Annotated in this window: 22 protein-coding genes and 1 pseudogene; 16 read left to right on the top strand and 7 right to left on the bottom strand. The window is 55.3% G+C overall.

All coding sequences use genetic code 11. The features are described 5' to 3' along the window. Positions 1-92 precede the first annotated feature (92 nt). The 3 genes and pseudogenes from ACOTX2_RS23360 to rluF all read left to right on the top strand — a co-directional run. A pseudogene (locus ACOTX2_RS23360) lies at positions 93-308 on the top strand (type II toxin-antitoxin system CcdA family antitoxin); the annotation flags it as partial. A 13-nt stretch (positions 309-321) separates the two neighbouring features. Further along, on the top strand, positions 322-483 hold the full coding sequence (locus ACOTX2_RS23355; RefSeq protein ID WP_080394701.1) for a CcdB family protein: 162 nt from the start codon (positions 322-324) through the stop codon (positions 481-483). Between the two features lie 54 nt (positions 484-537). After that, positions 538-1,410: a 23S rRNA pseudouridine(2604) synthase RluF gene (gene rluF, locus ACOTX2_RS23350; protein WP_063148453.1), complete on the top strand. Its 873-nt coding sequence runs from the start codon at positions 538-540 to the stop codon at positions 1,408-1,410. Here rluF and ACOTX2_RS23345 read toward each other — a convergent pair whose 3' ends face one another. The 3 genes from ACOTX2_RS23345 to lysC all read right to left on the bottom strand — a co-directional run bounded on the left by ACOTX2_RS23345 (position 1,411) and on the right by lysC (position 4,121). Then, the gene (locus ACOTX2_RS23345) at positions 1,411-1,683 is read right to left on the bottom strand and encodes a DUF3811 domain-containing protein (RefSeq protein WP_017382612.1); all 273 of its coding nucleotides are present in this window, start codon (positions 1,681-1,683) and stop codon (positions 1,411-1,413) included. A 50-nt stretch (positions 1,684-1,733) separates the two neighbouring features. After that, positions 1,734-2,678, bottom strand: a complete 945-nt coding sequence (panS, locus tag ACOTX2_RS23340; RefSeq protein ID WP_063148452.1) for a ketopantoate/pantoate/pantothenate transporter PanS — start codon at positions 2,676-2,678, stop codon at positions 1,734-1,736. A 93-nt stretch (positions 2,679-2,771) separates the two neighbouring features. After that, positions 2,772-4,121 carry a lysine-sensitive aspartokinase 3 gene (gene lysC, locus ACOTX2_RS23335; protein WP_022646727.1) on the bottom strand — a complete coding sequence of 450 codons (1,350 nt, stop codon included), beginning with the start codon at positions 4,119-4,121 and terminating at the stop codon, positions 2,772-2,774. 374 nt (positions 4,122-4,495) lie between these two features. Between lysC and pgi the strand changes: the two genes are divergently transcribed. The 6 genes from pgi to psiE all read left to right on the top strand — a co-directional run bounded on the left by pgi (position 4,496) and on the right by psiE (position 10,875). Next, positions 4,496-6,145: a glucose-6-phosphate isomerase gene (pgi, locus tag ACOTX2_RS23330; RefSeq protein WP_022646728.1), complete on the top strand. Its 1,650-nt coding sequence runs from the start codon at positions 4,496-4,498 to the stop codon at positions 6,143-6,145. A gap of 366 nt (positions 6,146-6,511) precedes the next feature. Then, entirely contained in the window at positions 6,512-6,754 is a 243-nt protein-coding gene (gene yjbE / locus ACOTX2_RS23325; RefSeq protein ID WP_003860341.1) for an exopolysaccharide production protein YjbE, read from the top strand. Between the two features lie 63 nt (positions 6,755-6,817). After that, on the top strand, positions 6,818-7,456 hold the full coding sequence (locus ACOTX2_RS23320) for a YjbF family lipoprotein (RefSeq protein WP_003860339.1): 639 nt from the start codon (positions 6,818-6,820) through the stop codon (positions 7,454-7,456). Beyond that, positions 7,453-8,190 (top strand): capsule biosynthesis GfcC D2 domain-containing protein, encoded by a 738-nt coding sequence (locus ACOTX2_RS23315; protein ID WP_023305255.1) that lies wholly within the window; start codon positions 7,453-7,455, stop codon positions 8,188-8,190. Before ACOTX2_RS23320 ends, ACOTX2_RS23315 begins: the two co-directional genes overlap by 4 nt. After that, positions 8,190-10,286, top strand: coding sequence for a YjbH domain-containing protein (locus ACOTX2_RS23310; protein ID WP_023299084.1), 2,097 nt, complete (start codon positions 8,190-8,192; stop codon positions 10,284-10,286). The genes ACOTX2_RS23315 and ACOTX2_RS23310 overlap by 1 nt, the downstream gene beginning before the upstream one ends. 178 nt (positions 10,287-10,464) lie before the next feature. Further along, positions 10,465-10,875, top strand: coding sequence for a phosphate-starvation-inducible protein PsiE (psiE, locus tag ACOTX2_RS23305; protein ID WP_000202963.1), 411 nt, complete (start codon positions 10,465-10,467; stop codon positions 10,873-10,875). 96 nt (positions 10,876-10,971) lie between these two features. On the opposite strand, the gene malG is transcribed toward psiE, so the two are convergent. The 3 genes from malG to malE all read right to left on the bottom strand — a co-directional run bounded on the left by malG (position 10,972) and on the right by malE (position 14,733). Then, positions 10,972-11,862, bottom strand: a complete 891-nt coding sequence (gene malG / locus ACOTX2_RS23300; RefSeq protein WP_003860332.1) for a maltose ABC transporter permease MalG — start codon at positions 11,860-11,862, stop codon at positions 10,972-10,974. A 14-nt stretch (positions 11,863-11,876) separates the two neighbouring features. After that, positions 11,877-13,421, bottom strand: a complete 1,545-nt coding sequence (gene malF, locus ACOTX2_RS23295) for a maltose ABC transporter permease MalF (protein WP_023299085.1) — start codon at positions 13,419-13,421, stop codon at positions 11,877-11,879. 121 nt (positions 13,422-13,542) lie between these two features. Further along, positions 13,543-14,733, bottom strand: coding sequence for a maltose/maltodextrin ABC transporter substrate-binding protein MalE (gene malE, locus ACOTX2_RS23290; protein ID WP_022646733.1), 1,191 nt, complete (start codon positions 14,731-14,733; stop codon positions 13,543-13,545). Between the two features lie 371 nt (positions 14,734-15,104). Here malE and malK point away from each other — a divergent pair, with 371 nt between their 5' ends. From malK to ubiA, 5 genes are all read left to right on the top strand, one after another. Further along, positions 15,105-16,214 carry a maltose/maltodextrin ABC transporter ATP-binding protein MalK gene (gene malK / locus ACOTX2_RS23285; RefSeq protein ID WP_003860329.1) on the top strand — a complete coding sequence of 370 codons (1,110 nt, stop codon included), beginning with the start codon at positions 15,105-15,107 and terminating at the stop codon, positions 16,212-16,214. A 42-nt stretch (positions 16,215-16,256) separates the two neighbouring features. Then, positions 16,257-17,624, top strand: coding sequence for a maltoporin (locus tag ACOTX2_RS23280; RefSeq protein WP_032621777.1), 1,368 nt, complete (start codon positions 16,257-16,259; stop codon positions 17,622-17,624). Between the two features lie 111 nt (positions 17,625-17,735). Further along, positions 17,736-18,680, top strand: a complete 945-nt coding sequence (malM, locus tag ACOTX2_RS23275) for a maltose operon protein MalM (RefSeq protein WP_063148451.1) — start codon at positions 17,736-17,738, stop codon at positions 18,678-18,680. 172 nt (positions 18,681-18,852) lie between these two features. Then, positions 18,853-19,350, top strand: a complete 498-nt coding sequence (gene ubiC, locus ACOTX2_RS23270) for a chorismate lyase (RefSeq protein WP_022646736.1) — start codon at positions 18,853-18,855, stop codon at positions 19,348-19,350. Between the two features lie 12 nt (positions 19,351-19,362). Further along, positions 19,363-20,232: a 4-hydroxybenzoate octaprenyltransferase gene (ubiA, locus tag ACOTX2_RS23265; RefSeq protein ID WP_045309058.1), complete on the top strand. Its 870-nt coding sequence runs from the start codon at positions 19,363-19,365 to the stop codon at positions 20,230-20,232. A gap of 89 nt (positions 20,233-20,321) precedes the next feature. Here the strand turns inward: ubiA and plsB are convergent, their stop codons facing one another. Further along, a complete protein-coding gene (gene plsB, locus ACOTX2_RS23260; RefSeq protein WP_100148820.1) occupies positions 20,322-22,742 on the bottom strand; it encodes a glycerol-3-phosphate 1-O-acyltransferase PlsB in 2,421 nt (806 codons plus the stop codon). Between the two features lie 154 nt (positions 22,743-22,896). On the opposite strand from plsB, the gene ACOTX2_RS23255 reads away from it, so the two are divergent. Together ACOTX2_RS23255 and lexA are read left to right on the top strand one after the other, a co-directional pair. Then, positions 22,897-23,265 (top strand): diacylglycerol kinase, encoded by a 369-nt coding sequence (locus ACOTX2_RS23255; RefSeq protein ID WP_006810487.1) that lies wholly within the window; start codon positions 22,897-22,899, stop codon positions 23,263-23,265. Between the two features lie 108 nt (positions 23,266-23,373). Further along, positions 23,374-23,982 (top strand): transcriptional repressor LexA, encoded by a 609-nt coding sequence (gene lexA / locus ACOTX2_RS23250; protein ID WP_003860318.1) that lies wholly within the window; start codon positions 23,374-23,376, stop codon positions 23,980-23,982. Positions 23,983-23,999 lie beyond the last annotated feature (17 nt).

Genomic DNA, 23,999 nt, shown 5'->3' with positions numbered 1-23,999 from the left:
TCTGAAAGCGCCTCGCAAAACGGTTTTGTGAGGCGTGACTACCATAAAGAGCAATTTATTCTTCAACCCTTACATTTTTAAGGGAATAGGAAGTGCTCAATTATTACGCTACACTTCGCCAGTTCATGCGCATTCCAATGGGGGTTCTCATGCGCGGTGCTAATAGCATTAAAAAATCAGTGAATGTTTCCCTGTCGCCGGACATTCTTGAAGAGGCGCGAAGGCTTAAACTTAACCTTTCTGCCGTGCTAACGGCGGCTTTGCAGGAGCAATTTCGTGAACATCGGCGCGCAGAGTGGCTTGAAGAAAAATAAAGCTTCTATGGTCGCTCCCGCCGTTGAGGTCGCGGGAAAACCCTACGTGGTGATGATGCACATGATGGCAGGCATATCGCTAAAAGAGTTAGGTGAACGCGTTGCCGCTCGTACTAACAGCAGTGCTTCATTGCGGGATGCACTCGATTTTCTGATCAGCGGTTACTAGGACTTTTTTGTCAGGCGCAAGGTAAGGTATATTTCGCCCTTCACAGGAGAAACTATGCTGCCAACTCAATCAATCCGATTAAACAAGTACATTAGCGAGAGCGGGATCTGCTCACGTCGCGAGGCTGACCGTTACATTGAACAGGGTAACGTGTTTCTTAACGGCAAACGCGCCACCATTGGCGATCAGGTGGTACCTGGCGATGTGGTGAAAGTGAATGGTCAGGTCATCGAACCGCGTGATGCCGAAGACCTGGTGTTTATCGCGTTGAACAAACCGGTTGGGATTGTCAGCACCACGGAAGATGGCGAGCGGGACAACATTGTTGATTTCGTGAACCACAGCAGCCGCATTTTCCCGATTGGCCGTCTGGATAAAGACTCTCAGGGGCTGATTTTCCTCACCAACCACGGCGATCTGGTGAACAAAATTCTGCGTGCCGGTAACGACCACGAGAAAGAGTACATCGTGACGGTGAACAAGCCGGTGACGGACGAGTTTATCCGCGGAATGGGCGCTGGCGTGCCGATTCTGGGCACCGTGACGAAGAAGTGTAAAGTCAAAAAAGAAGCACCGTTCGCGTTCCGCATCACGCTGGTTCAGGGCCTGAACCGCCAGATCCGCCGCATGTGCGAGTACTTCGGTTATGAAGTGACGAAGCTGGAACGCACGCGCATCATGAACGTCAGCCTGTCTGGCATCCCGCTGGGCGAGTGGCGTGACTTAACGGATGACGAGCTGATCGAGCTGTTCAAACTTATCGAGAACTCCTCGTCCGAAGCGAAGCCGAAAGCTAAAGCCAAACCGAAAACGCAGGCGATTAAGCGTCCGGTGGTGAAGGCACCGCAGGCGGAAGAGAAAGGGCGAGGCAAGCCGGGCAACGGAAAACGCTTTACCCAGCCGGGGCGCAAAAAGAAAGGGCGCTGATTAGCGCCTTCCACGGGTTGATGTGCTGGCGGACCAGGAAAAAGTCGCCTCTGCGTCGGGTTTATACGCCTGCTCTTTTTTCAGCTTGCGGGCTTTTTTCGCCGCGGCATCACGTTGCGCCATCAGCTTATCGATGTACTCTTTTTTAACCTGATTGGTTTCGGCGTTCGTCAGCGTGCGGCCATGCGCGATGCGGGCGCGGTCGAGAAGCGTTTTAAGTTCGCGCTGCTCGGCTTCGGTCATGTCTTTCTGGGTCAAACGTGGTGTAGCCATTGCTGAAGCCTCCTGATGGGGAGGCTTCAGTGTAAAGCAAGCCGGCTCAATTAACCCTGTTTCACCGCATCTTTTTTCGGTTGGTCATCAATCGGCTTACCGGACCAGTACCCTGCTAACAGCGAACCGGACAGGTTGTGCCAGACGGAGAACAGCGCTCCCGGTAGCGCCGCCAGCGGTGAGAAGTAAATTTTACCCAGCGCCGCCGCCAGGCCAGAGTTCTGCATCCCCACTTCGATCGCCAGCGTGCGGCAGGTGGATTCGTCGAAACCAAACAGCTTTCCACCCCAGTATCCGCCCAGCAGACCAATGATGTTATGCAGCACAACCGCGACGATCACTACAAAGCCCACCGAAGCAATGTGCGATGCGGAACCGGCTACCACGGCGCTGATAATGGCAAGTATGCAGACCATCGAAAACGCGGGCAGATACGGCTCAACCGCTTTCACTACCCGCGGGAAGAGATGGTGGATCACCAGTCCCAGCGCAATCGGGATCACCACGATTTGCAGAATGCTGAGCAGCATGCCCATCACATCCACCTGGATATGCGCGTCCACATACAGGCGGGTTAACAGCGGCGTGGCAATCACGCCCACCAGCGTGGAAACGGAAGAGATAGTGACGGAGAGCGCCACGTCGCCTTTCGCCAGATAGATCATGACGTTAGATGCCGTGCCGCTGGCGACGCTCCCCACCAGCACCATCCCGGCGGAAAGGTCGGGCGGCATCTTAAAGGCCATCGCCAGCAGCCAGGCCGCGAGCGGCATCACCAGGTAGTGCAGGAAAATCCCTGCGGCAACCGGTGCCGGGCGAGACAGCACGCGTTTGAAATCGTCAATTTTTAGATGCACGCCCATGCCGAACATAATCAGCATCAGTAGCGTGGTGACCCACGGACCAATGCCTGTGAACGTGGTGGGAGTGTAATACGCGAGTACGGAGAGCAGCAGCGCCCATAACGGGAACAGCCGGGTGATAGCGGAGAGCATAGTGAATTCCTTGCAGTATTGTCGTGTTGTTTTGTTATAAAAAAGCCGGGTCTGTGCCCGGCTTATGGATAATGTTTATCGTGCTAACGAATTTTATTCAAATAAATTCTGATGAAGTTTCTGCACAACCTGCTCGGCCTGATCGGCAGGGACCAGGAAGCAGAGGTTGTAGCTGGACGCGCCGTAGCAAATCATGCGGATGCTGAACGGGTCGAGCACGCCGAACACCTCTTTGCCCACGCCGCACGCGCGCGACAGCTTATTACCGATGATGGCAACCAGCGCCAGATCTTCTTCCACCTCCACGCGGCACAGCTCGGAAAGCTCAATCAGCAGCGACTGCGTCAGCAGGGTATCACCCGTTGAGGTTGAACCGGTGGTGTCGAGCGTCAGCGCAATGCTGACTTCTGACGTGGTGATCAGGTCCACGGAGATATTGTGGCGCGCCAGGATGCCAAACACTTCCGCCAGGAATCCGCGGGAGTGCAGCATATTATGGCTGTGCAGGGTAACCAGCGTCTGCTTACGACGCAGGGCCAGCGCGCGGAACAGCGGCGGGTTCTCGGTTTTCTTGCAGACCAGCGTCCCGCCCGCCTTTGGATCTTTACTGGAGCCAACGAAGACCGGAATGTCGCTGCGCACGGCGGGCAGCAGCGTGGCCGGATGCAGCACTTTCGCGCCGAAGGTGGCCATTTCAGCCGCTTCTTCAAAGGCGATCACGTCAATGCGTTTTGCCGCAGAGACCACGCGCGGGTCGGTGGTGTAAATGCCCGGCACGTCCGTCCAGATATCCACGCGGGTGGCATGCAGGGCTTCACCCAGCAGGGCGGCGGTATAGTCGCTGCCGCCACGGCCCAGCGTGGTTGTGCGCCCTTTGGCTTCGCTGCCGATAAAGCCCTGGGTGATCACTATGCCTTCATCCAGACGCGGGGCAAGCTGCTGGTTAGTGAGCTCTGCCAAAGCTTCAACGTCCGGCTCGGCGCGGCCAAAGCGGTCGCTGGTGCGCATTACTTTACGCACGTCGAACCACTGCGCCTGAATATTGCGCTCGCGCATGATCTCAACGAACAGCAGGGTGGACATCAGTTCGCCGTGGCTGACCAGTTCATCGGTTAGGGCGGTAGAGGTTGCCAGTGAAGCGGCTTCTGCCAGGGTAGTGATATTTTCCAGCAGGCGTTCCACTTCCTCACGAATGACGTTCGGGTTTTGCAGACGCTCAAGGATGTCGAACTGAATTTTGCGCAGTGCATCTAGCTTCACGAAACGCTCGGTCGCTTCCAGTCCTTCAGACAAAGAAACCAGCAGGTTCGTCACGCCGGCTGAGGCGGAGAGCACCACCAGGCGGGTATTCGGATCGGCCAGCACCACATCGGCGCTGCGGTTCATGGCAGCGTAGTCTGCCACACTGGTGCCGCCAAACTTGGCGACCACAAAACTCGTCATAACAACCTCGTGTCAGGGAATGAATAGAGCGACCTTGGCACAAGAATGAAGCGAGAACAGGTGCAGGCGCAAAATACGGCCCTATAAATAAAATGCGGGGGAGGTCCTGTCAATGCTGGGATTATGCGGATTTTTCATGGGGGGGTACCCCTCAGAAACAGGACTTATAACAGGCCCATATTTTATGCTCCTTTTTACCCCTTTTTGACCAACATTTCGCCACGCCGGAAGGGCGCGACAGCAGCTATACTTTTCGGGTCTTTTCACCTGCGTTTGATGCAGACCAGGGCAATGGCATAAAAACCATCACAATTTTTATTTGCAGGCGCTACAATCGACCGCAGTCACAATTCTCAAATCAGAAGAGTATTGCTATGAAAAACATCAACCCAACGCAGACCGCTGCATGGCAGGCACTACAGAAACATTTTGATGAAATGAAAGACGTCACTATCGCGGATCTGTTCGCGAAAGATGCCGATCGTTTCAGCAAGTTTTCCGCCACCTTCGATGACCTGATGCTGGTGGATTTCTCCAAGAACCGTATCACCGAAGAGACGCTGGCGAAGCTGCAAGATCTGGCGAAAGAGACTGAGCTGGCAGATGCCATCAAATCCATGTTCTCCGGTGAGAAGATCAACCGCACCGAAGACCGTGCCGTGCTGCACGTGGCGCTGCGCAACCGTAGCAATACTCCAATTATCGTTGACGGCAAAGATGTGATGCCGGAAGTGAACGCGGTGCTGGAAAAGATGAAAACCTTCTCTGAAGCGATCATCTCAGGTCAGTGGAAAGGCTACACCGGCAAAGCGATCACCGACGTCGTAAACATCGGTATCGGCGGCTCTGACCTCGGCCCGTTCATGGTGACCGAGGCGCTGCGCCCGTACAAAAACCATCTCAACATGCACTTCGTGTCCAACGTCGATGGGACTCACATCGCTGAAGTGCTGAAAAAGGTGAACCCGGAAACCACGCTGTTCCTGGTGGCGTCTAAAACCTTCACCACTCAGGAAACCATGACCAACGCCCACAGCGCGCGCGACTGGTTCCTGAAAACCGCGGGCGACGAAAAGCACGTGGCGAAACACTTCGCGGCGCTGTCCACCAACGGTAAAGCGGTGGGTGAGTTCGGTATTGATACTGCGAACATGTTTGAATTCTGGGACTGGGTGGGTGGCCGCTACTCACTGTGGTCTGCGATCGGTCTGTCCATCATCCTGTCCGTCGGCTTCGACAACTTCGTTGAGCTGCTCTCCGGTGCGCACGCGATGGACAAACACTTCTCCACCACCGCGCCTGAGAAAAACCTGCCGGTGCTGCTGGCGCTGATTGGGATCTGGTACAACAACTTCTTCGGCGCTGAAACCGAAGCGATTCTCCCGTACGACCAGTATATGCACCGCTTTGCGGCCTACTTCCAGCAGGGCAACATGGAATCCAACGGTAAATACGTTGACCGTAACGGCAACGCGGTGGATTACCAGACTGGCCCAATCATCTGGGGCGAGCCGGGCACCAACGGTCAGCACGCGTTCTACCAGCTGATCCACCAGGGCACCAAAATGGTACCGTGCGATTTCATCGCCCCAGCGATTACGCACAACCCGCTGTCCGACCACCATCCGAAGCTGCTGTCTAACTTCTTCGCCCAGACCGAAGCGCTGGCGTTCGGTAAATCCCGCGAGGTGGTTGAGCAGGAGTACCGTGACCAGGGTAAAGATCCGGCTACGCTGGAACACGTTGTGCCGTTCAAAGTGTTCGAAGGCAACCGTCCAACTAACTCCATTCTGCTGCGTGAAATTACGCCGTTCAGCCTGGGCGCGCTGATTGCCCTCTACGAGCACAAGATCTTCACTCAGGGCGCTATTCTGAACATCTTCACCTTTGACCAGTGGGGCGTTGAGCTGGGCAAACAGCTGGCAAACCGCATTCTGCCAGAGCTGGGTGACGATAAAGCAATCGACAGCCACGACAGCTCCACCAATGGTCTGATTAACCGTTATAAAGCATGGCGTGCGTAATAAATATGTCATGAACAATGCCGGCGATATGCCGGCATTTTTTTATCGGATAATTCCTGATGTCTGTTAGTTATCTCAAATTCTGAATCTGAGTTTAATCCGAAAAACACGGTTACCCCGTTAATTGCTGAGGGTTATTTTAAGAAAATACGGAGTGATACTTTAATGGGTTTATATTATAACTATTTGATAATGAATGGTTATCTATTTCAATAATTATTTTTTCTTTTCATTTTTAACCATTAGTCTGAAAACCTCATCCCTATTTACCCCCACGGTAAACCCACTGCTTTAGTTGTGTATACTCGAATCCGCCTGAATTTCTTTTCGGGCAAATCTCCATTCATTCATTGAAGGGAAATTGTTATGAAGAAAGTACTGTATGGCATTTTTGCCATATCTGCGCTTGCGGCGACGTCTGTCTATGCAGCTCCGGTCCAGGTCGGGGAAGCAGCAGGGTCGGCAGCGACGTCTGCGTCTGCGGGGAGTTCTACCGCAGCCAGCACCAGCGCCGTAAGTTCAGCCGTGGGTGTCGCGCTGGCGGCAACCGGTGGCGGTGATGGCTCCAATACCGGAACCACGACCACTACGACGACCAGCACCCAGTAATACCGGGTGTTTTAATCATAACCACACTTCGGTGTGGTTATTTCGCCCCTTCGGAGAAGAGTCGTGAAGCGACCTGCAATCATCCTGATTTGCCTGCTGTTGCAGGCGTGCTCAGCTACCACCAAAGGGCTGGGCCACTCACTGTGGGACAGCATGTTCGGCACGCCGGGCGTGCATCTGACCGATGACGAACTTCAGAACATGCCGTATGCCAGCCAGTACATGCAGCTAAACGATGGTCCGCAACTGTTTGTGGTGCTCGCTTTCGATGAAAACGGGCAGCAGAAATGGGTGACGCAGGATCAGGCCACCATCGTGACTCAGCATTCCCGAATCGTGAAAACGTTGCTTGGCGGCGACAACCTGCTTGAGGTAAACAACCTGGCTGAAGATCCGCTCATCAAGCCGAATCAGATCGTCGATGGCGCAAGCTGGACGCGCACAATGGGCTGGACCGAGCACAAACAGGTGCGCTACGCCACGGCCCGCTCTACCTTCCGCTGGGATGGTACGGACAGCGTCAAAGTGGGCAGCGACGAAACGCAGGTGCGCGTGCTGGATGAAGAGGTGACAACCGATCAGGCCACCTGGCATAACCGCTTCTGGGTGGACGAAGAGGGGCAAATCCGCCAGTCCTTACAGTATCTCGGTGCCGGTTTCTTCCCGGTGAAGACCACCCTGATCAAGGCGGCGAAATCATGAAAATGTTCATTCACGTTGCGCTTCTCGCCAGCCTGGCCTCGCCGCTGGCGTGGTCTGCGGGAACGGTACAGGTCTACACCCCGGACAGCGAAAAACCAAAAACCTTAACCAATGCCGGGCATCTGCTCGATCTGGTGGGGCAGCCGAGGCTGGCGAAAAGCTGGTGGACCGGGGCGGTTATCAGCGAGCGTCAGGCGACGATTGTAGCGGAACAAAAACATCAGGCGCTGCTCGCCCGACTGAGCGGGCTGGCACAACAGGAAGATGCTGACGATGCCGCGGCCATTACTAGCCTGCGTCAGCAGCTTCAGGCGGTTAAGGTGACGGGTCGCCAGAAGGTGAATCTCGATCCGGATGAGGTGCGCGTCGCCGAAAACGGCAATCCGTCGCTGGAAGGGGACTATACCCTGTGGCTGCCGGCTCAGCCTTCCACCGTCACCGTGATGGGGCTTATCAGCAGCCCTGGCAAAAAGTCGTTTACGCCGGGCCGGGACGTCGTGAGCTATCTCGACGAGCAAAGCTTGCTCAGCGGTGCGGATAACAGCTATGCCTGGGTGGTCTATCCGGACGGGCATACGCAAAAAGCGCCGGTGGCTTACTGGAATAAACGCCATATCGAACCTATGCCAGGCAGCATCATTTTTGTCGGTTTTGCCGACCATTTCTGGACGAAAGCGTATGACGGGCTTAATGCCGATATCCTTCGCTCCCTGATACAGCGGATACCGGAATAATGAAAAAAACCTATCTCTACAGCATGCTTGCACTGTGCGTGAGTGCCGCCTGTCATGCAGAAACGTATCCGGCACCCATCGGCCCGTCGCAGTCCGATTTTGGCGGCGTGGGCTTACTGCAAACCCCGACCGCGCGTATGGCCCGCGAGGGGGAAATCAGCCTTAACTATCGCGATAACGATCAGTACCGTTACTACTCTGCGTCCGTGCAGCTATTCCCCTGGCTGGAGACTACGCTGCGCTACACCGACGTGCGTACAAAACAGTACAGCAGCGTGGACGCCTTCTCCGGCGATCAGACCTATAAAGACAAAGCCTTCGACGTGAAGCTGCGCCTGTGGGAAGAGAGCTACTGGATGCCGCAGGTCTCCGTCGGGGCGAAAGACATTGGCGGGACCGGCCTGTTTGATGCGGAATACATCGTTGCCAGCAAAGCCTGGGGACCGTTTGATTTCTCGCTGGGTCTTGGCTGGGGCTACCTCGGCACCAGCGGCAACGTAACCAACCCGTTCTGTACCTACAGCGACAAATACTGCTACCGCGATAACAGCTATAAAAAAGCGGGTTCCATCAACGGCGACCAGATGTTCCACGGCCCGGCCTCGCTGTTTGGAGGCGTAGAGTATCAAACACCATGGCAGCCGCTGCGCCTGAAGCTGGAGTACGAAGGCAATAACTACAGCGAAGATTTTGCCGGCAAGATTGAGCAGAAGAGCAAGTTTAACGTCGGCGCCATTTACCGCGTCACCGACTGGGCCGACGTTAACCTCAGCTATGAGCGCGGTAATACCCTGATGTTTGGCTTTACGCTGCGCACCAACTTTAACGACATGCGGCCGCGCTACAATGACAACCCGCGGCCCAAATACCAGCCGGAGCCGCAGGATGCGATCATTCAGCACTCCGTGGTAGCGAACCAGCTGACGCTGCTGAAATATAACGCAGGCCTGGCGGATCCGAAGATCCAGACCAAAGGCGATACGCTGTACGTCACCGGCGAGCAGGTAAAATACCGCGACTCCCGCGAAGGGATCGAGCGCGCCAACCGGATCGTCATGAACGATCTGCCGGAGGGGATCCGCACGATCCGCGTGACGGAGAACCGTCTCAACCTGCCGCAGGTCACCACTGAAACCGATGTTGCCAGCCTTAAGCGTCATCTTGAAGGCGAACCGCTGGGACATGAAACCGAGCTGGTGCAAAAACGCGTTGAGCCGGTGGTGCCAGAGAGCACCGAGCAGGGCTGGTATATCGATAAATCCCGCTTCGATTTCCATATCGATCCGGTGCTGAACCAGTCCGTGGGTGGGCCGGAAAACTTCTACATGTATCAGCTGGGCGCGATGGCGACGGCGGATCTGTGGGTGACCGACCACCTGTTGACCACCGGTAGTCTGTTCGGCAACCTTGCCAACAACTACGACAAATTTAACTACACCAACCCGCCGAACGATTCAAAACTGCCGCGCGTGCGTACCCGCGTTCGCGAATATGTGCAGAACGATATCTACGTGAATAACCTGCAGGCCAACTACTTCCAGTACTTCGGTAACGGCTTCTACGGCCAGGTTTACGGTGGCTATCTGGAAACCATGTTCGGCGGCGCGGGGGCGGAGGTGCTTTATCGTCCCGTCGACAGTAACTGGGCGTTTGGGATTGATGCCAACTACGTGAAACAGCGTGACTGGCGCAGCGCGCAGGACATGATGAAGTTCACCGACTACAGCGTCAAAACCGGCCACCTGACCGCCTACTGGACGCCGTCGTTCGCACAGGATGTGCTGGTGAAAGCCAGCGTCGGGCAGTACCTGGCGGGCGATAAGGGCGGCACGCTGGATATCTCCAAACACTTCGACAGCGGCGTTGTGGTAGGCGGTTATGCCACCATCACCAACGTTTCGCCAGACGAGTACGGGGAAGGGGACTTCACCAAAGGGGTGTATGTGTCGATTCCGCTGGATCTGTTCTCGTCAGGCCCAACCCGCAGCCGTGCGGCAGTGGGCTGGACGCCGCTGACGCGCGACGGCGGTCAGCAGCTTGGACGTAAGTTCCAGCTGTATGATATGACCAGCGATAAGAACATTAACTTCCGCTGATGCTTGTTTGCCCGGTGGCGCTGCGCTTACCGGGCCTACAAGAGTATTTTTGTAGGCCGGGCAAACGCAGTGCCGCCCGGCAAGAATGTTCATGTGGACAAAACATAAACAAAAAATATAGATCCCCGTCACATTTTTGCGTTATACAGGAACCTCGCCCTGGAGAATGAGGTGCTGTATGACATCCCTGACTCGTCCGCGTGTTGAGTTTATCTCAACGATACTCCAGACCGTGCTGAACCTCGGTCTGCTGAGCCTTGGCCTGATCCTGGTCGTGTTTCTGGGTAAAGAGACGGTGCATCTGGCGGATGTGCTGTTCGCACCTGAGCAAACCAGCAAATACGCGCTGGTGGAAGGCCTGGTGGTCTACTTTCTCTACTTTGAATTTATCGCCCTGATTGTGAAGTACTTTCAGTCCGGCTTTCACTTCCCGCTGCGCTATTTTGTCTATATTGGCATCACCGCCATTGTGCGGCTGATCATCGTCGATCATAAATCCCCGCTCGACGTGCTGATCTACTCGGCGGCGATCCTGCTGCTGGTGATCACCCTCTGGCTGTGCAACTCAAAGCGGCTGAAACGCGAATAAAAAAAGGGCGCTCCGAAGAGCGCCTAACAACAGTCACAAGTTGGTTCAATACAATACGTCTAAAGTTGAGGGTTGCAGTGGCATAACAGATGAAACTTAACCTTTCACACCGCCCGCCGTCAGGCCGTTGACCAGCCAGCGCTGGGCCAGCAGGAACACCACGGTAATCGGGATGGCAGAGAGTACGGCCGCCGCGGCAAAATCGCCCCACAGGTAGTTTTGCGGGTTGAGGTATTGCTGCATACCGACGGCCAGGGTGTAGCTGTTCACATCGCGCAGTAACAGAGAGGCGACCGGTACTTCGGTGATCGCCGCGATAAACGACAGGATGAACACCACCGCCAGAATCGGCACCGACAGCGGCAGCAGCACCAGACGGAACGCCTGCCACGGGGTGGCGCCATCCAGCGCGGCGGCTTCTTCCAGTGAACCATCGATGGTTTCGAAATAGCCCTTGATGGTCCACACATGCAGGGCGATGCCGCCAAGATAGGCGAAGATCACGCCGCCGTGGGTGTTCAGGCCGATAAACGGCACGTACTGGCCCAGACGATCAAACAGGGCATACAACGCCACCAGTGACAGCACCGCCGGGAACATCTGGAAAATCAGCATCCCTTTCAGCAGGGTCGCTTTGCCAGGAAAACGCATACGGGCGAAGGCGTAAGCACAAGTGGTGGAGAGCGTCACGATGCCGATGGCAGTGATGGTCGCCACTTTTACCGAGTTCCATAGCCACAGCAGCACCGGGAACGGCGGGGGAGTGACGCGGCCATCCGCGTGTTCCACACTGAAGCCCAGCGCGAGTTTCCAGTGCTCCCAGGAGATTTCATCCGGGATCAGGCTCCCGGTGGCGAAGTTCCCCGAACGCAGGGAGATGGCGATAACCATCAGCAGCGGGAACATGATCGCCGCGATGAAAATCAGCAGGCCTAAGTGCGTCGCGAGGAGGCGCAGTTTCTGAGATTTGGGTTGTACCATAGCCATGTTCAGTGCCCTCCTTAGTCAAATTTCATACGTGTAGCTTTCAGGTTCACGATCGCCAGGGCGCCCACCAGCAGGAAGATCAGGGTTGCAATCGCTGCCGCCAGACCGAAGTCCTGACCGCCGCCGCCTTCGAAGGCGATACGGTAGGTGTAGCTCACGAGCAGGTCGGTATAGCCTGCCGGCGTGGTGGTGCCGAGACGGTCCGGACCGCCGTTGGTCAACAGCTGAATCAGCACAAAGTTGTTAAAGTTAAAGGCGAAGCTGGCAATCATCAGCGGCGTCAGCGGCTTAATGAGCAGCGGCAGGGTAATTTTGAAGAAGTTCTGGAACGGACCCGCGCCGTCCATCGCCGAGGCTTCGTACAGGTCGTCCGGGATGGCCTTCAGCAGCCCCATGCACAGGATCATCATGTACGGATAACCGAGCCAGGTGTTCACGATGATAATCATCGAGCGAGCGGTGGTCGGGTCGCTGAACCAGGCCGGTTTGATGCCGAACAGCGCGCTCAGCATCATGTTGATTTCACCGAAGCTCTGGTTAAACAACCCTTTGAAAATCAGAATCGAGATGAACGACGGCACGGCGTACGGCAGAATCAGCAGCACGCGGTAAATCGCTTTGCCCTTCAGGGATTCCCACTGGACCAGACAGGCCAGCACCATGCCCACGGCCACGGTCAGGATCACGGTCAGGATGGAGAAGACTACCGTCCAGACGAAGATGGCGAAGAACGGTTTCTGGATGCCTTCGTCGGTAAACACGCGGGTAAAGTTATCCCAGCCGATGGTAACGGTATAGCCCGGGCTGAGCTTGTCGTCGCCCCAGCTGCCGTCGGCATTCACCGACTGATAGAAACCGATATCGTTGTTCGGGCGGTATTTTACGCCGCTCTGGTTGTTGGTCAGCGTGCCGTCATCCGCCAGAGTATAAAGCGGCTGCGTGCCGGAAAACTGGCGCAGCGAGCTCATGGTTACTTTGCTGTCATCGGGCAGCACGGCGGTGAGCTGGGTCAGCGCCTGGCGATTTTGAGTGATGATACGCAGGTTGGCACGTTCACCTTCCGGCAGGGCCGCGGCCTCTTTTAAGACCAGCTTCTGCTCGCCGCCAAATTTGAACGCGTCGGAAAGATAGTTTTTGCCGCTCTCACCGTCAGTGAGCGCTAACTTCCACTCATCTCCCGCAGGATACAGGCCGAAGTTAAAGGTTTTACCCGCCTGATAAGAACGATCCAGAAGCACCTGGGTGGCACGCTCCTGCGCGAGCTGGTTGGTGCTGCTGTAGTTAGTAAAGGCAATCGCGATGGTGCAGATCAGCGGAAAGAGGACAAACAGCCCCATCCCGGCAACACCGGGGTAGACATAGCGCCAGGCATACGCTTTACGGTTGGCGAAAATATACAGGCCAACCGAGCTTAAAATCAGCGTCATGATGGCAAAAAGGTATTCCCCTTGCACGTACATTAAAACAACAAGGTAACCCACCAGCAGACACAGCAGACCTATCACTGACCACTTCAGTGCGTCGCTTTGCCACCAGCGTTTCTTTTTAATGACATCCATGGGGTTCTTCCTCTACAACGGTGGAAACTTATCGTCAGGTGGCGCTGCGCTTACCTGACCTACGGATCGTGCCGTAGTCGTAGGGCGGGTAAGCGCACGCGCCACCCGCCGTTTTTCAGACTTACTTAGTAATACGACCTTGAGCATCTTTCAGCGCGGCATCAACAGTCTGGCGACCGCTTGCAGCGTTGATGACGGCGGTACGGGTGGCGTACCAGAACGCAGCCATCTGTGGGATGTTCGGCATGATTTCGCCTTTTTGGGCGTTATCCATGGTGGCCGCAATGCGTGGATCTTTCGCTAATTGATCCTGGAAGGATTTCAGCGCAACGGCGCCCAGCGGTTTGTCCTTGTTCACTTCATCCAGACCCTGATCGGTCAGCAGGTAGTTTTCCAGGAACTCTTTCGCCAGCTCTTTGTTTGGGCTGGCGGCGTTGATACCCGCGCTCAGCACGCCAACAAACGGTTTAGACGGCTTGCCGTTGAAGGTTGGCAGCAGGGTCACGCCGTAGTTGACTTTGCTCTTGTCGATGTTGGTCCAGGCCCACGGACCGTTGATGGTCATCGCGGTTTCGCCTTTGTTGAACGCCGCTTCCGCGATGGAGTAGTCGGTATCCGCGTTCATGTGTTTGTTCTTAATCAGGTCAACCAGGAAGGTCAGGCCTTTTTTCGCGCCCGCGTTGTCCACGCCCACGTCTTTCACGTCATATTTGCCGTTTTCAAACTTGAACGCGTAGCCGCCGTCGGCAGCAATCAGCGGCCAGGTGAAGTACGGCTCTTGCAGGTTGAACATCAGAGCGGATTTACCTTTCGCCTTCAGCTCTTTATCCAGAGCAGGGATCTCTTCCCAGGTTTTCGGTGGATTTGGCACCAGGTCTTTGTTGTAAATCAGTGACAGGGCTTCAACCGCGATTGGGTAAGCGATCAGCTTGCCGTTATAGCGAACGGCATCCCAGGTGAACGGGAACAGTTTGTCCTGGAAGGCTTTGTCTGGCGTGACTTCTGCCAGCAGGCCAGACTGCGCGTAGCCCCCGAAACGGTCATGCGCCCAGAAGATAATGTCCGGACCATCGCCGGTTGCCGCAACCTGCGGGAACTTCTCTTCCAGTTTGTCCGGGTGTTCTACGGTGACTTTGATACCGGTGTCTTTCTCGAATTTTTTGCCCACTTCGGCCAGACCGTTATAGCCCTTGTCGCCGTTAATCCAGATAACCAGCTTACCTTCTTCAATTTTGGCGAGAGCCGGTGCGGAAATCATCATTGCTGCGAGGGCGGACAATGCGAAAACGCGTGCGCCAGTCTTGATCTTCATATCTGCCATCCTTTATTGGTGATGTGCTCGTGGATACATAAGGTGGTTCAACGTGACTCAGTCTCCTTATTTGACATCCTCTTTCCATCCTCCCAGTCCCTACGCCCCACCCCCTGTTTGTGTGATCCCTGTAACATAAATTTAAGTTATGAGTGCTGGCGCACATAAAAACCCACTGAATTTTGCAGGCCGCTTCACGATTTTCGCCTTAGCCCCTCCGCTGCGGTCGCAGAGCCTGCTCTCTCATCCTCCCGCCTCCTCCCCCATAAAAAAGCCGGGGGGTGGAGGATTCACGAAAGTAATGGAACACGCATAGTGAACTTATCTTGAATGTTTCTGTCGGTGACAGGTTGTAACGAAGGGAGAAGGGCATGGCGAGCGTACAGCTGCGTAATGTAACGAAAGCCTGGGGCGACGTTGTGGTGTCAAAAGACATCAATCTGGACATCCACGAAGGTGAGTTTGTGGTGTTCGTTGGTCCATCAGGCTGTGGTAAATCTACTCTGCTGCGTATGATTGCCGGTCTTGAAACCATCACCAGTGGCGATTTATTTATTGGTGATACCCGAATGAACGACATCCCGCCAGCTGAACGCGGCGTGGGCATGGTGTTCCAGTCTTATGCGCTTTATCCGCATCTTTCCGTTGCCGAGAACATGTCCTTTGGCCTGAAGCTGGCCGGTGCGAAAAAAGAGACCATTAACCAGCGCGTCACCCAGGTGGCGGAAGTGCTCCAGCTGGCCCATCTGCTGGAGCGTAAACCGAAGGCGCTCTCCGGTGGTCAGCGTCAGCGTGTGGCGATCGGCCGTACGCTGGTGGCCGAGCCGCGCGTGTTCCTGCTCGATGAACCTCTCTCTAACCTGGATGCCGCCCTGCGCGTCCAGATGCGTATCGAAATCTCCCGTCTGCACAAGCGTCTTGGACGCACGATGATTTACGTCACCCACGATCAGGTCGAAGCGATGACGCTGGCCGACAAAATCGTGGTACTGGACGCCGGTCGCGTGGCGCAGGTGGGCAAACCGCTGGAGCTGTATCACTACCCGGCAGACCGCTTTGTTGCGGGCTTCATTGGCTCGCCAAAGATGAACTTCCTGCCCGTAAAAGTGACCGCGACAGCAATCGAACAGGTACAGGTGGAGCTGCCAAACCGTCAGCAAGTCTGGCTGCCGGTCGACAGCGCCAATGTACAGGTGGGGGCCAATATGTCCCTCGGTATCCGCCCTGAGCATTTACTGCCGAGCCACATCGCTGATGTGACGCTGGAAGGTGAAGTTCAGGTCGTCGAACAGCTTGGTCACGAAACACAGATTCATATCCAGATCCCCGCCATCCGTCAGAACCTGGTCTACCGCCAGAATGACGTGGTGTTGGTAGAAGAGGGTGCCACATTCGCTATCGGTTTGCCGCCAGAGCGTTGCCATCTGTTCCGTGAGGATGGCACTGCATGTCGTCGGTTGCACAAAGAGCCAGGCGTTTAAGCATTCCAATTACAAAGAAAAGCAATGATCTCAGGAGATAGAATAATGATTACTCTGCGCAAACTTCCTTTGGCAGTTGCCGTCGCAGCGGGCGTAATGTCTGCTCAGGCACTGGCAGTGGATTTCCATGGTTATGCTCGTTCTGGTATCGGCTGGACGGGTAGTGGCGGTGAACAACAATGTTTCCAGGCAACAGGCGCACAAAGTAAATACCGTCTCGGTAACGAATGTGAAACCTACGCCGAACTGAAACTGGGCCAGGAAGTGTGGAAAGAAGGCGACAAGAGCTTCTATTTCGACACCAACGTAGCGTACTCCGTGGCACAGCAGAATGACTGGGAAGGTACCGATCCGGCGTTCCGTGAAGCTAACGTGCAGGGTAAAAACCTGATTGAATGGCTGCCTGGCTCTACCATCTGGGCCGGTAAGCGCTTCTATCAGCGTCATGACGTACACATGATCGACTTCTACTACTGGGATATCTCTGGTCCTGGTGCCGGTATTGAAAACATCGATCTGGGCTTCGGTAAACTGTCTCTGGCAGCGACGCGTTCCCAGGAAGCTGGCGGTTCTTATGCCTTCAGCAGCCAGAACATCTATGACCGTACCAAAGATACCGCGAACGACGTATTTGACGTGCGTTTAGCGGGCCTGGAAACTAACCCGGACGGCGTGCTGGAACTGGGTGTGGATTATGGCCGCGCGAACACGACCGACGGCTATGATCTTGCCGACGGCGCGTCGAAAGATGGCTGGATGTTCACCGCTGAACATACCCAGAGCATGCTGAAAGGCTACAACAAGTTTGTGCTGCAGTATGCGATGGACTCAATGACCACGCAGGGTAAAGGTCTGAGCCAGGGTTCCTATGGTTCTTCCAGCTTTACCATCACGAATCCTGATGGCACGACGACCAATTACGCCAACGATGTGATTAACAACAACGGCAGCCTCTGGCGCATCCTGGACCACGGTGCAATCACCCTGGCCGACAAGTGGGACCTGATGTATGTCGGTATGTACCAGAAACTCGACATGGATGATAACCAGGGGAGTGACTGGTGGACCGTGGGTGTACGTCCGATGTACAAATGGACGCCAATCATGAGCACCCTGCTGGAAGTGGGCTACGACAACGTCAAATCCCAGGAAACCGGCGATCGCAACAGCCAGTACAAAATCACCCTGGCGCAACAGTGGCAGGCTGGCGACAGCATCTGGTCTCGTCCGGCCATCCGTGTCTTCGCAACCTACGCGAAGTGGGATGAGAAATGGGGCTACGCGAAGAACGGTAACGGCGATGCCACCCGTTACGCGATCTCTGACTCCACCGGTAACGGTCGATTCTCTACCAGCCGCGGCGATGACGATGAGTTCTCCTTCGGCGCCCAGATGGAAATCTGGTGGTAACCGCATCCTGATCTGACGATGTAATCTGGGGGGCGAAAGCCCCTCAATTCCTGAGGTACTGCGCGCTATTGCCTGGCCACCGCAGTGCTTACGCTTTCTGAGGTGATAACAATGAAAATGAAGAAAAATCTCGTCGCGCTGTGCCTGTCAGCGGGTCTGCTGGCCTGTGTGCCTGGCGTTACGCTCGCTGACGTCAATTATGTCCCGCAGAATACCAGCGCAGCGCCTGCCATTCCGACAGCCGCTCTACAGCAATTAACCTGGACGCCGGTGGATCAGTCCAAAACGCAGAGCACACAGCTTGCGACGGGTGGCCAACAGCTCAATGTGGCTGGCATTACCGGGCCGGTAGCCGCCTATAGCGTACCGGCTAATATCGGTGAGCTAACGTTGACTTTATCCAGTGAAGTTAACAAACAGACCAGCGTTTTTGCGCCGAACGTTCTGATCCTCGATCAGAACATGACGCCTTCCGCCTATTTCCCCAGCAGCTATTTTACCTATCAAGAGCCGGGTGTAATGAGCGCGGACCGCCTGGAAGGGGTAATGCGTCTGACCCCGGCGCTCGGGCAGCAAAAGCTCTACGTACTGGTCTTCACCACTGAAAAAGATTTGCAGCAAACCACCACTCTGCTCGATCCGGCAAAAGCCTATGCCAAAGGGGTTGGTAACGCCATTCCCGATATTCCCGATCCGATTGCGCGCCATACCACCGACGGCCTGCTTAAGCTGAAGGTGAAAACCAACAGCAGCTCCAGCGTACTCGTAGGCCCACTGTTTGGCTCATCTGGCCCGGGTCCGGTAACGGTGGGTAATACTGCCGCGCCTGTGTATGCCGCGCCAGCCGCAGCACCAGCCGCAGCACCAGCCGCAGCCCCGGCGAAAAAAGCCGAGCCGGTGCTTAACGATACTGAAACTTACTTTAACAACGCCATCAAGCAGGCAGTTAAAAACGGCGATGTCGATAAAGCGCTGAAACTGCTTGATGAAGCCGAGCGTTTAGGTTCAACCACTGCCCGTTCCACCTTTATCAGCAGTGTAAAAGGCAAGGGGTAACCGTCTCCCCACAGTGCTGATTTTGTTAGTCGTTTGGTGCGCCTTCGCGGGCGCACTTTTTTTGGCTAAGTTGCACCTTTGTTGCGATAGTGATCGTTAAATTCTGTTTGTCCGTCCTCATTTTGCCAATCTGCGATACAATGCTTTTACGTTATGTATCGGAGAGTCTGGCATGTCACACCCCGCGCTAACGCAGCTGCGTGCGCTACGCTATTTCGACCACATCCCTGCGCTTGACCCGGAACAGCTGGACTGGCTGCTGCTGGAAGATTCCATGACAAAACGTTTTGAGCAACAGGGTAAAACGGTCACGGTGACGATGATTCAGGAAGGGTTTGTCTCGCCTGCGGAGATTGCCAGCGAGCTGCCGCTGCTGCCGCAGGAAGAACGCTACTGGCTGCGTGAAATTTTACTCTGTGCGGATGGCGAGCCGTGGCTTGCCGGGCGAACGGTGGTTCCTGAGTCTACACTTTCCGGGCCGGAGCTGGCACTGCAACGCCTCGGCAAAACGCCGCTGGGGCGATATCTGTTCACCTCGTCTGAACTGACCCGTGATTTTATTGAAATTGGTTGCGATGCCGATTTGTGGGGGCGCCGTTCCCGCCTTCGTTTGAGTGGCAAGCCGTTAATACTGACGGAACTCTTTTTGCCTGCATCGCCGTTGTACTAAGAGGGAGAAAAAATGGAGTGGAGTCTGACGCAGAATAAGCTGCTGGCCTATCACCGCCTGATGCGTACTGATAAACCCATTGGCGCGCTGCTGCTGCTGTGGCCGACCTTATGGGCGCTGTGGGTTGCCACGCCGGGCGTACCGCCGCTGTGGATCCTGGCGGTGTTTGTGGCGGGTGTCTGGCTGATGCGCGCTGCGGGCTGTGTGGTTAACGACTATGCTGACCGGAAATTTGATGGACATGTTAAGCGCACCGCGAATCGTCCTTTGCCGAGCGGTCAGGTGACCGGGAAAGAGGCGCGCATCCTGTTTGTGGTGCTGGTGCTTCTCTCTTTCATGCTGGTGTTAACCCTTAACACCATGACCATTCTGCTGTCCGTCGCTGCTCTGGCGCTGGCCTGGGTCTACCCATTTATGAAGCGATACACCCATCTGCCGCAGGTGGTATTAGGTGCGGCGTTTGGCTGGTCGATTCCCATGGCGTTTGCCGCGGTCAGCGAGTCCGTTCCGCTCAGCTGCTGGCTGATGTTCCTGGCGAATATTCTCTGGGCCGTTGCGTACGATACCCAATACGCGATGGTCGATCGCGATGACGATCTCAAGATTGGCATCAAATCGACGGCGATCCTGTTTGGCCGTCACGACAAACTGATCATCGGCATATTGCAGGTGGCGGTGCTGGCGCTGATGGTGGCGGTTGGTCGCCTGAACGGGCTGAACTGGGAGTTTTACTGGTCCGTGCTGGTGGCGGGTCTGCTGTTTGCGTATCAGCAGAAGCTGATCGTGAAGCGCGAGCGTGAAGCCTGCTTTAAAGCGTTTCTGAATAATAACTACGTCGGGCTGGTGCTGTTTATGGGGCTGGCGATGAGTTACTGGTCATAAAAAAACCGGGTGGCGGCTTCGCCTTACCCGGCCTACGATTTAGCAGAACATGTAGGCCGGGTAAGCGTTAGCGCCACCCGGCTTTAACATCACTCGCCCTGCGTCGAACTCTCAATCGTTAAACGCACATCCGCGGTAATCAGCTCTGCCAGCATCTGGTAAACCTTCATCGTCTCTTCCGGCTCGGCATCGCCCGTATCGCTAATGTAACCTTCGTCGCGCAGCGTCAGCACCAGGGAGCTGAATACCGCTTTGTCGAAGAATTCCGGGGCGTTAATGCCATGCAGAACGGACAGGCGCTGGGCCAGCGTCCGACTCTCTTTTTCCAGCGTACCGCGGTTGATTGACGGGTTAGCACTCAATAACCAGAAGGTAATGGCGTAGCGCTGCAACGTCTCACGCGCACCGGAAGCCAGGAGCTGCAAGGTTCGGGAACGTGACGGATTGATATGCAGTTCGTCATCACTGATGGTAATCAGCCCCTGACGACGCATCTCTGCGGACATTTTATCGAGCTCTGCCGCCAGCTCATCGTTACTCCAGCGCAGGAACAGCTCCGCTTTCAGCATCGGATAGATGGCCTGAATATGGCGCAGCAGCTCCTGACGCGAAATACGGCGGTGCTGGGTAATAATGGCAGCCATCAGTGACGGCAGCATCAGCATGTGAGTGATGTTATTACGGTAGTAGGTCATCAGCACGGCCTGCTCGCGCGGCAGAATGATGATGTCACCAATCGTATCTTTCTCGACTTCGAACTTGTTCATCTGCAACGCGTGATCGATCAATTCGCTGGCGGTGGCAGACGGCACGGTCGAATCCACGGAATACGGCACGTTGCGCATGATATCCAGATAGCAATCAATCTGCTCGGTCAGCTGTTCACGGGTCAGTGAACGCTGGCGAGAGGCCAGAAGCGCGGTACAACACAGGTTCATGGCGTTTGCCGCACCAGCATTGTTGATGCGTACCATCAGCTCGGATGCAATGCCGTTGACCGTTGGCGTCAGCCAGGCCGGACGTACCGCTTCGATAGGATCAATAGACTCGCGCCACTCCGGAACATGATGGTTCAGATATGTCATCAGGGGCAGGGGCTCGCCAAAGTTCACGTAGCCCTGACCGAGGTTGCGCAATTTACTCAGACCACGCAGCATCTGCGGCAGACTCTCTTTCTCTTTGGTCGCACCGCGTAGCTCTTTCGCGTAGGTGCCCACTTCCATCACGTGTTCATAACCGATGTAAATAGGCACCAGCGTGATAGGACGCGTACCGCCACGCAGCATGGCCTGAATGGTCATCGACAGCGTGCCGGTCTTCGGATCGAGCAGACGACCGGTACGGGAGCGACCGCCTTCAACAAAGTACTCCACGGAATAACCGCGGCTGAACAGCTCGCCCAGATACTCCCTGAAGACGGTGGAGTAGAGCTTGTTACCCTTGAAGGTACGACGAATGAAGAACGCACCCAGACGGCGGAAAATCGGACCTGCTGGCCAGAAGTTCAGGTTGATACCGGCAGCAATATGCGGCGGCACCAGGCCCTGGTGATAGAGCACGTAAGAGAGCAGCAGGTAGTCCATGTGGCTGCGGTGGCAGGGCACATAGACAATCTCGTGGCCGTCATGCGCTAACCGACGCACGCGCTCGGCGTTGTGGACGTTAATCCCCTGATAGAGGCGGTTCCACGTGAAACCGAGGATACGGTCAGAGAGACGAATCATCTCGTAGGAGAAGTTTGCGGCGATCTCTTCCATCAGCGCGATTGCGTTCTGCTGCGCTTTCTCGTGCGAAATCTTCTTGCTGCGCGCTTCGTCTTCTACGGCACGGGCAATCGCTTTGGAAGCCAGCAGCTTGTTAAACAGATCCTGACGCGCCGGGAGACGTGGCCCAACGGCCGCCAGACGCTGACGTGCAAAGTGCATACGCGCAACGCGCGCCAGCTTTTGCGCAATGATTTTGTCAGTACCGTGTTCATCCGCCATGCGGCGCAGTGAAACGGAAGGCGAGAAGCGAACAAAGCTGTCGCGTCCCAGCCATGAGACGGCGAAGAATTTCTGAATGCCGTTGAGCATACGCAGCGGCGGGTTCTCTTCCCCTTTTTCACGCCCCGGACGACGGCCAAACATCACCGACACCGGCACCATCTGCACGTCCAGATCGGGGTTGCTGCGGTGCAGATCGAGGTAATCATGGAACAGCTTAATGGACTCTTCTTTCGGCGTGTAATAGGTGAACACGCGCGGTCCGCCATGGATGAACACGTAGCGCGGCAGCAGCGTACCGTCGACTTCCAGCGGTTCAAGCGGGTCAGGTAAATCGTGCGCCAGACATTGAGCGCGAAGCGTTAGCAGGTCTGCCTTCGAGTTATAAGGCAAAACGTACATAATAGGGCGCGACGTATCGAGCCCTAATTCCAGCGCAGGTTCTGCTGGGATAGACTTACTTTTTACCAGTACGCTTAATGGTAAATTAAGTAATTTGTAGTAAATTCGTGGCCAGCCGGACATAAACGATGTAAAGCCTCTGGTTAATAATGCAATTGCGGCGCAAGGATAACAGAAAGCGCGCAAAATTTCTGTTGTTACCCGTCATACTTCAGGTCGCAGCAAAACGCGCTGCGGCTTTAGTTACTGACGCTATTTATCATAAAAGGTTCTTTTAATGGCCAATAATACCACTGGGTTAACTCGAATCATTAAAGCTGCCGGTTATTCATGGAAAGGTTTCCGCGCCGCATGGGTTAATGAAGCCGCTTTCCGCCAGGAAGCGGTTGCCGCAATCGTTGCCGTTGTCATCGCCTGCTTCCTTGATGTTGATGCTATCACCCGCGTACTGCTCATCGGATCTGTCCTTCTGGTGATGATAGTGGAAATTCTGAATAGCGCTATTGAGGCCGTTGTTGACCGAATCGGGTCGGAATTCCATGAACTGTCTGGCCGGGCGAAAGACATGGGTTCCGCTGCCGTACTGCTGTCGATTATCACGGCGGCGATCACCTGGGTCACGCTACTTTGGTCGCATTTCCGATGAGCCTCGAGGAATAATTAAGTCCCTGGTTTTTTGTGCAGTTTTTGGTTCCAAAATCGCCTTTGACTGTATATACTCACAGCATAACTGTATATACACCCAGGGGGCGGTATGAAAGCGTTAACGACCAGGCAGCAAGAGGTGTTTGATCTCATTCGGGATCATATCGGCCAGACGGGTATGCCACCCACGCGTGCAGAAATTGCGCAGCGTCTGGGCTTCCGTTCTCCTAATGCTGCCGAAGAGCACCTTAAGGCGCTTGCGCGTAAGGGCGTGATTGAGATTGTTTCCGGCGCCTCACGCGGCATCCGTCTGCTGGTGGAAGAAGAGAGCGGTATTCCGCTGGTGGGTCGCGTAGCCGCAGGTGAACCTCTGCTGGCGCAGCAGCACATCGAAGGGCACTATCAGGTTGACCCAGGCATGTTCAAGCCGAGCGCCGATTTCCTGCTGCGCGTTAGCGGAATGTCCATGAAAGATATCGGTATTCTGGATGGCGATCTGCTGGCGGTACACAAAACGCAGGACGTGCGTAACGGGCAAGTCGTGGTGGCGCGCATTGATGATGAAGTGACGGTTAAGCGCCTGAAAAAACAAGGCAATACCGTGCAGCTTCTGCCTGAAAACAATGAATTCTCCCCGATTGTGGTGGATCTCCGCGAGCAGAGCTTCTCTATTGAAGGGCTGGCTGTCGGCGTTATCCGCAACGGTGAATGGCTGTAATCTCTTCCTGACAGGCT

The organism is Enterobacter cloacae complex sp. IR5412 (assembly GCF_049237385.1).
Taxonomy (GTDB): Bacteria; Pseudomonadota; Gammaproteobacteria; order Enterobacterales; family Enterobacteriaceae; genus Enterobacter; species Enterobacter intestinihominis.
The sequence above is the reverse complement of the archived record's forward strand: the minus strand, read 5'-3'. Positions and strand labels throughout refer to the sequence as shown.

What these genes read in the sequence shown, in the direction of transcription:
- plsB (WP_100148820.1), bottom strand. Translation starts at nt 22,742, where the DNA reads ATGTCCGGCTGGCCACGAATTTACTACAAATTACTTAATTTACCATTA.
- lysC (WP_022646727.1), bottom strand. Translation starts at nt 4,121, where the DNA reads ATGACGAGTTTTGTGGTCGCCAAGTTTGGCGGCACCAGTGTGGCAGAC.
- ubiA (WP_045309058.1), top strand. Translation starts at nt 19,363, where the DNA reads ATGGAGTGGAGTCTGACGCAGAATAAGCTGCTGGCCTATCACCGCCTG.
- ACOTX2_RS23255 (WP_006810487.1), top strand. Translation starts at nt 22,897, where the DNA reads ATGGCCAATAATACCACTGGGTTAACTCGAATCATTAAAGCTGCCGGT.
- panS (WP_063148452.1), bottom strand. Translation starts at nt 2,678, where the DNA reads ATGCTCTCCGCTATCACCCGGCTGTTCCCGTTATGGGCGCTGCTGCTC.
- malF (WP_023299085.1), bottom strand. Translation starts at nt 13,421, where the DNA reads ATGGATGTCATTAAAAAGAAACGCTGGTGGCAAAGCGACGCACTGAAG.
- lexA (WP_003860318.1), top strand. Translation starts at nt 23,374, where the DNA reads ATGAAAGCGTTAACGACCAGGCAGCAAGAGGTGTTTGATCTCATTCGG.
- ACOTX2_RS23310 (WP_023299084.1), top strand. Translation starts at nt 8,190, where the DNA reads ATGAAAAAAACCTATCTCTACAGCATGCTTGCACTGTGCGTGAGTGCC.
- malM (WP_063148451.1), top strand. Translation starts at nt 17,736, where the DNA reads ATGAAAATGAAGAAAAATCTCGTCGCGCTGTGCCTGTCAGCGGGTCTG.
- ubiC (WP_022646736.1), top strand. Translation starts at nt 18,853, where the DNA reads ATGTCACACCCCGCGCTAACGCAGCTGCGTGCGCTACGCTATTTCGAC.
- ACOTX2_RS23345 (WP_017382612.1), bottom strand. Translation starts at nt 1,683, where the DNA reads ATGGCTACACCACGTTTGACCCAGAAAGACATGACCGAAGCCGAGCAG.
- ACOTX2_RS23315 (WP_023305255.1), top strand. Translation starts at nt 7,453, where the DNA reads ATGAAAATGTTCATTCACGTTGCGCTTCTCGCCAGCCTGGCCTCGCCG.
- ACOTX2_RS23355 (WP_080394701.1), top strand. Translation starts at nt 322, where the DNA reads ATGGTCGCTCCCGCCGTTGAGGTCGCGGGAAAACCCTACGTGGTGATG.
- rluF (WP_063148453.1), top strand. Translation starts at nt 538, where the DNA reads ATGCTGCCAACTCAATCAATCCGATTAAACAAGTACATTAGCGAGAGC.
- psiE (WP_000202963.1), top strand. Translation starts at nt 10,465, where the DNA reads ATGACATCCCTGACTCGTCCGCGTGTTGAGTTTATCTCAACGATACTC.
- malE (WP_022646733.1), bottom strand. Translation starts at nt 14,733, where the DNA reads ATGAAGATCAAGACTGGCGCACGCGTTTTCGCATTGTCCGCCCTCGCA.
- malK (WP_003860329.1), top strand. Translation starts at nt 15,105, where the DNA reads ATGGCGAGCGTACAGCTGCGTAATGTAACGAAAGCCTGGGGCGACGTT.
- malG (WP_003860332.1), bottom strand. Translation starts at nt 11,862, where the DNA reads ATGGCTATGGTACAACCCAAATCTCAGAAACTGCGCCTCCTCGCGACG.
- yjbE (WP_003860341.1), top strand. Translation starts at nt 6,512, where the DNA reads ATGAAGAAAGTACTGTATGGCATTTTTGCCATATCTGCGCTTGCGGCG.
- pgi (WP_022646728.1), top strand. Translation starts at nt 4,496, where the DNA reads ATGAAAAACATCAACCCAACGCAGACCGCTGCATGGCAGGCACTACAG.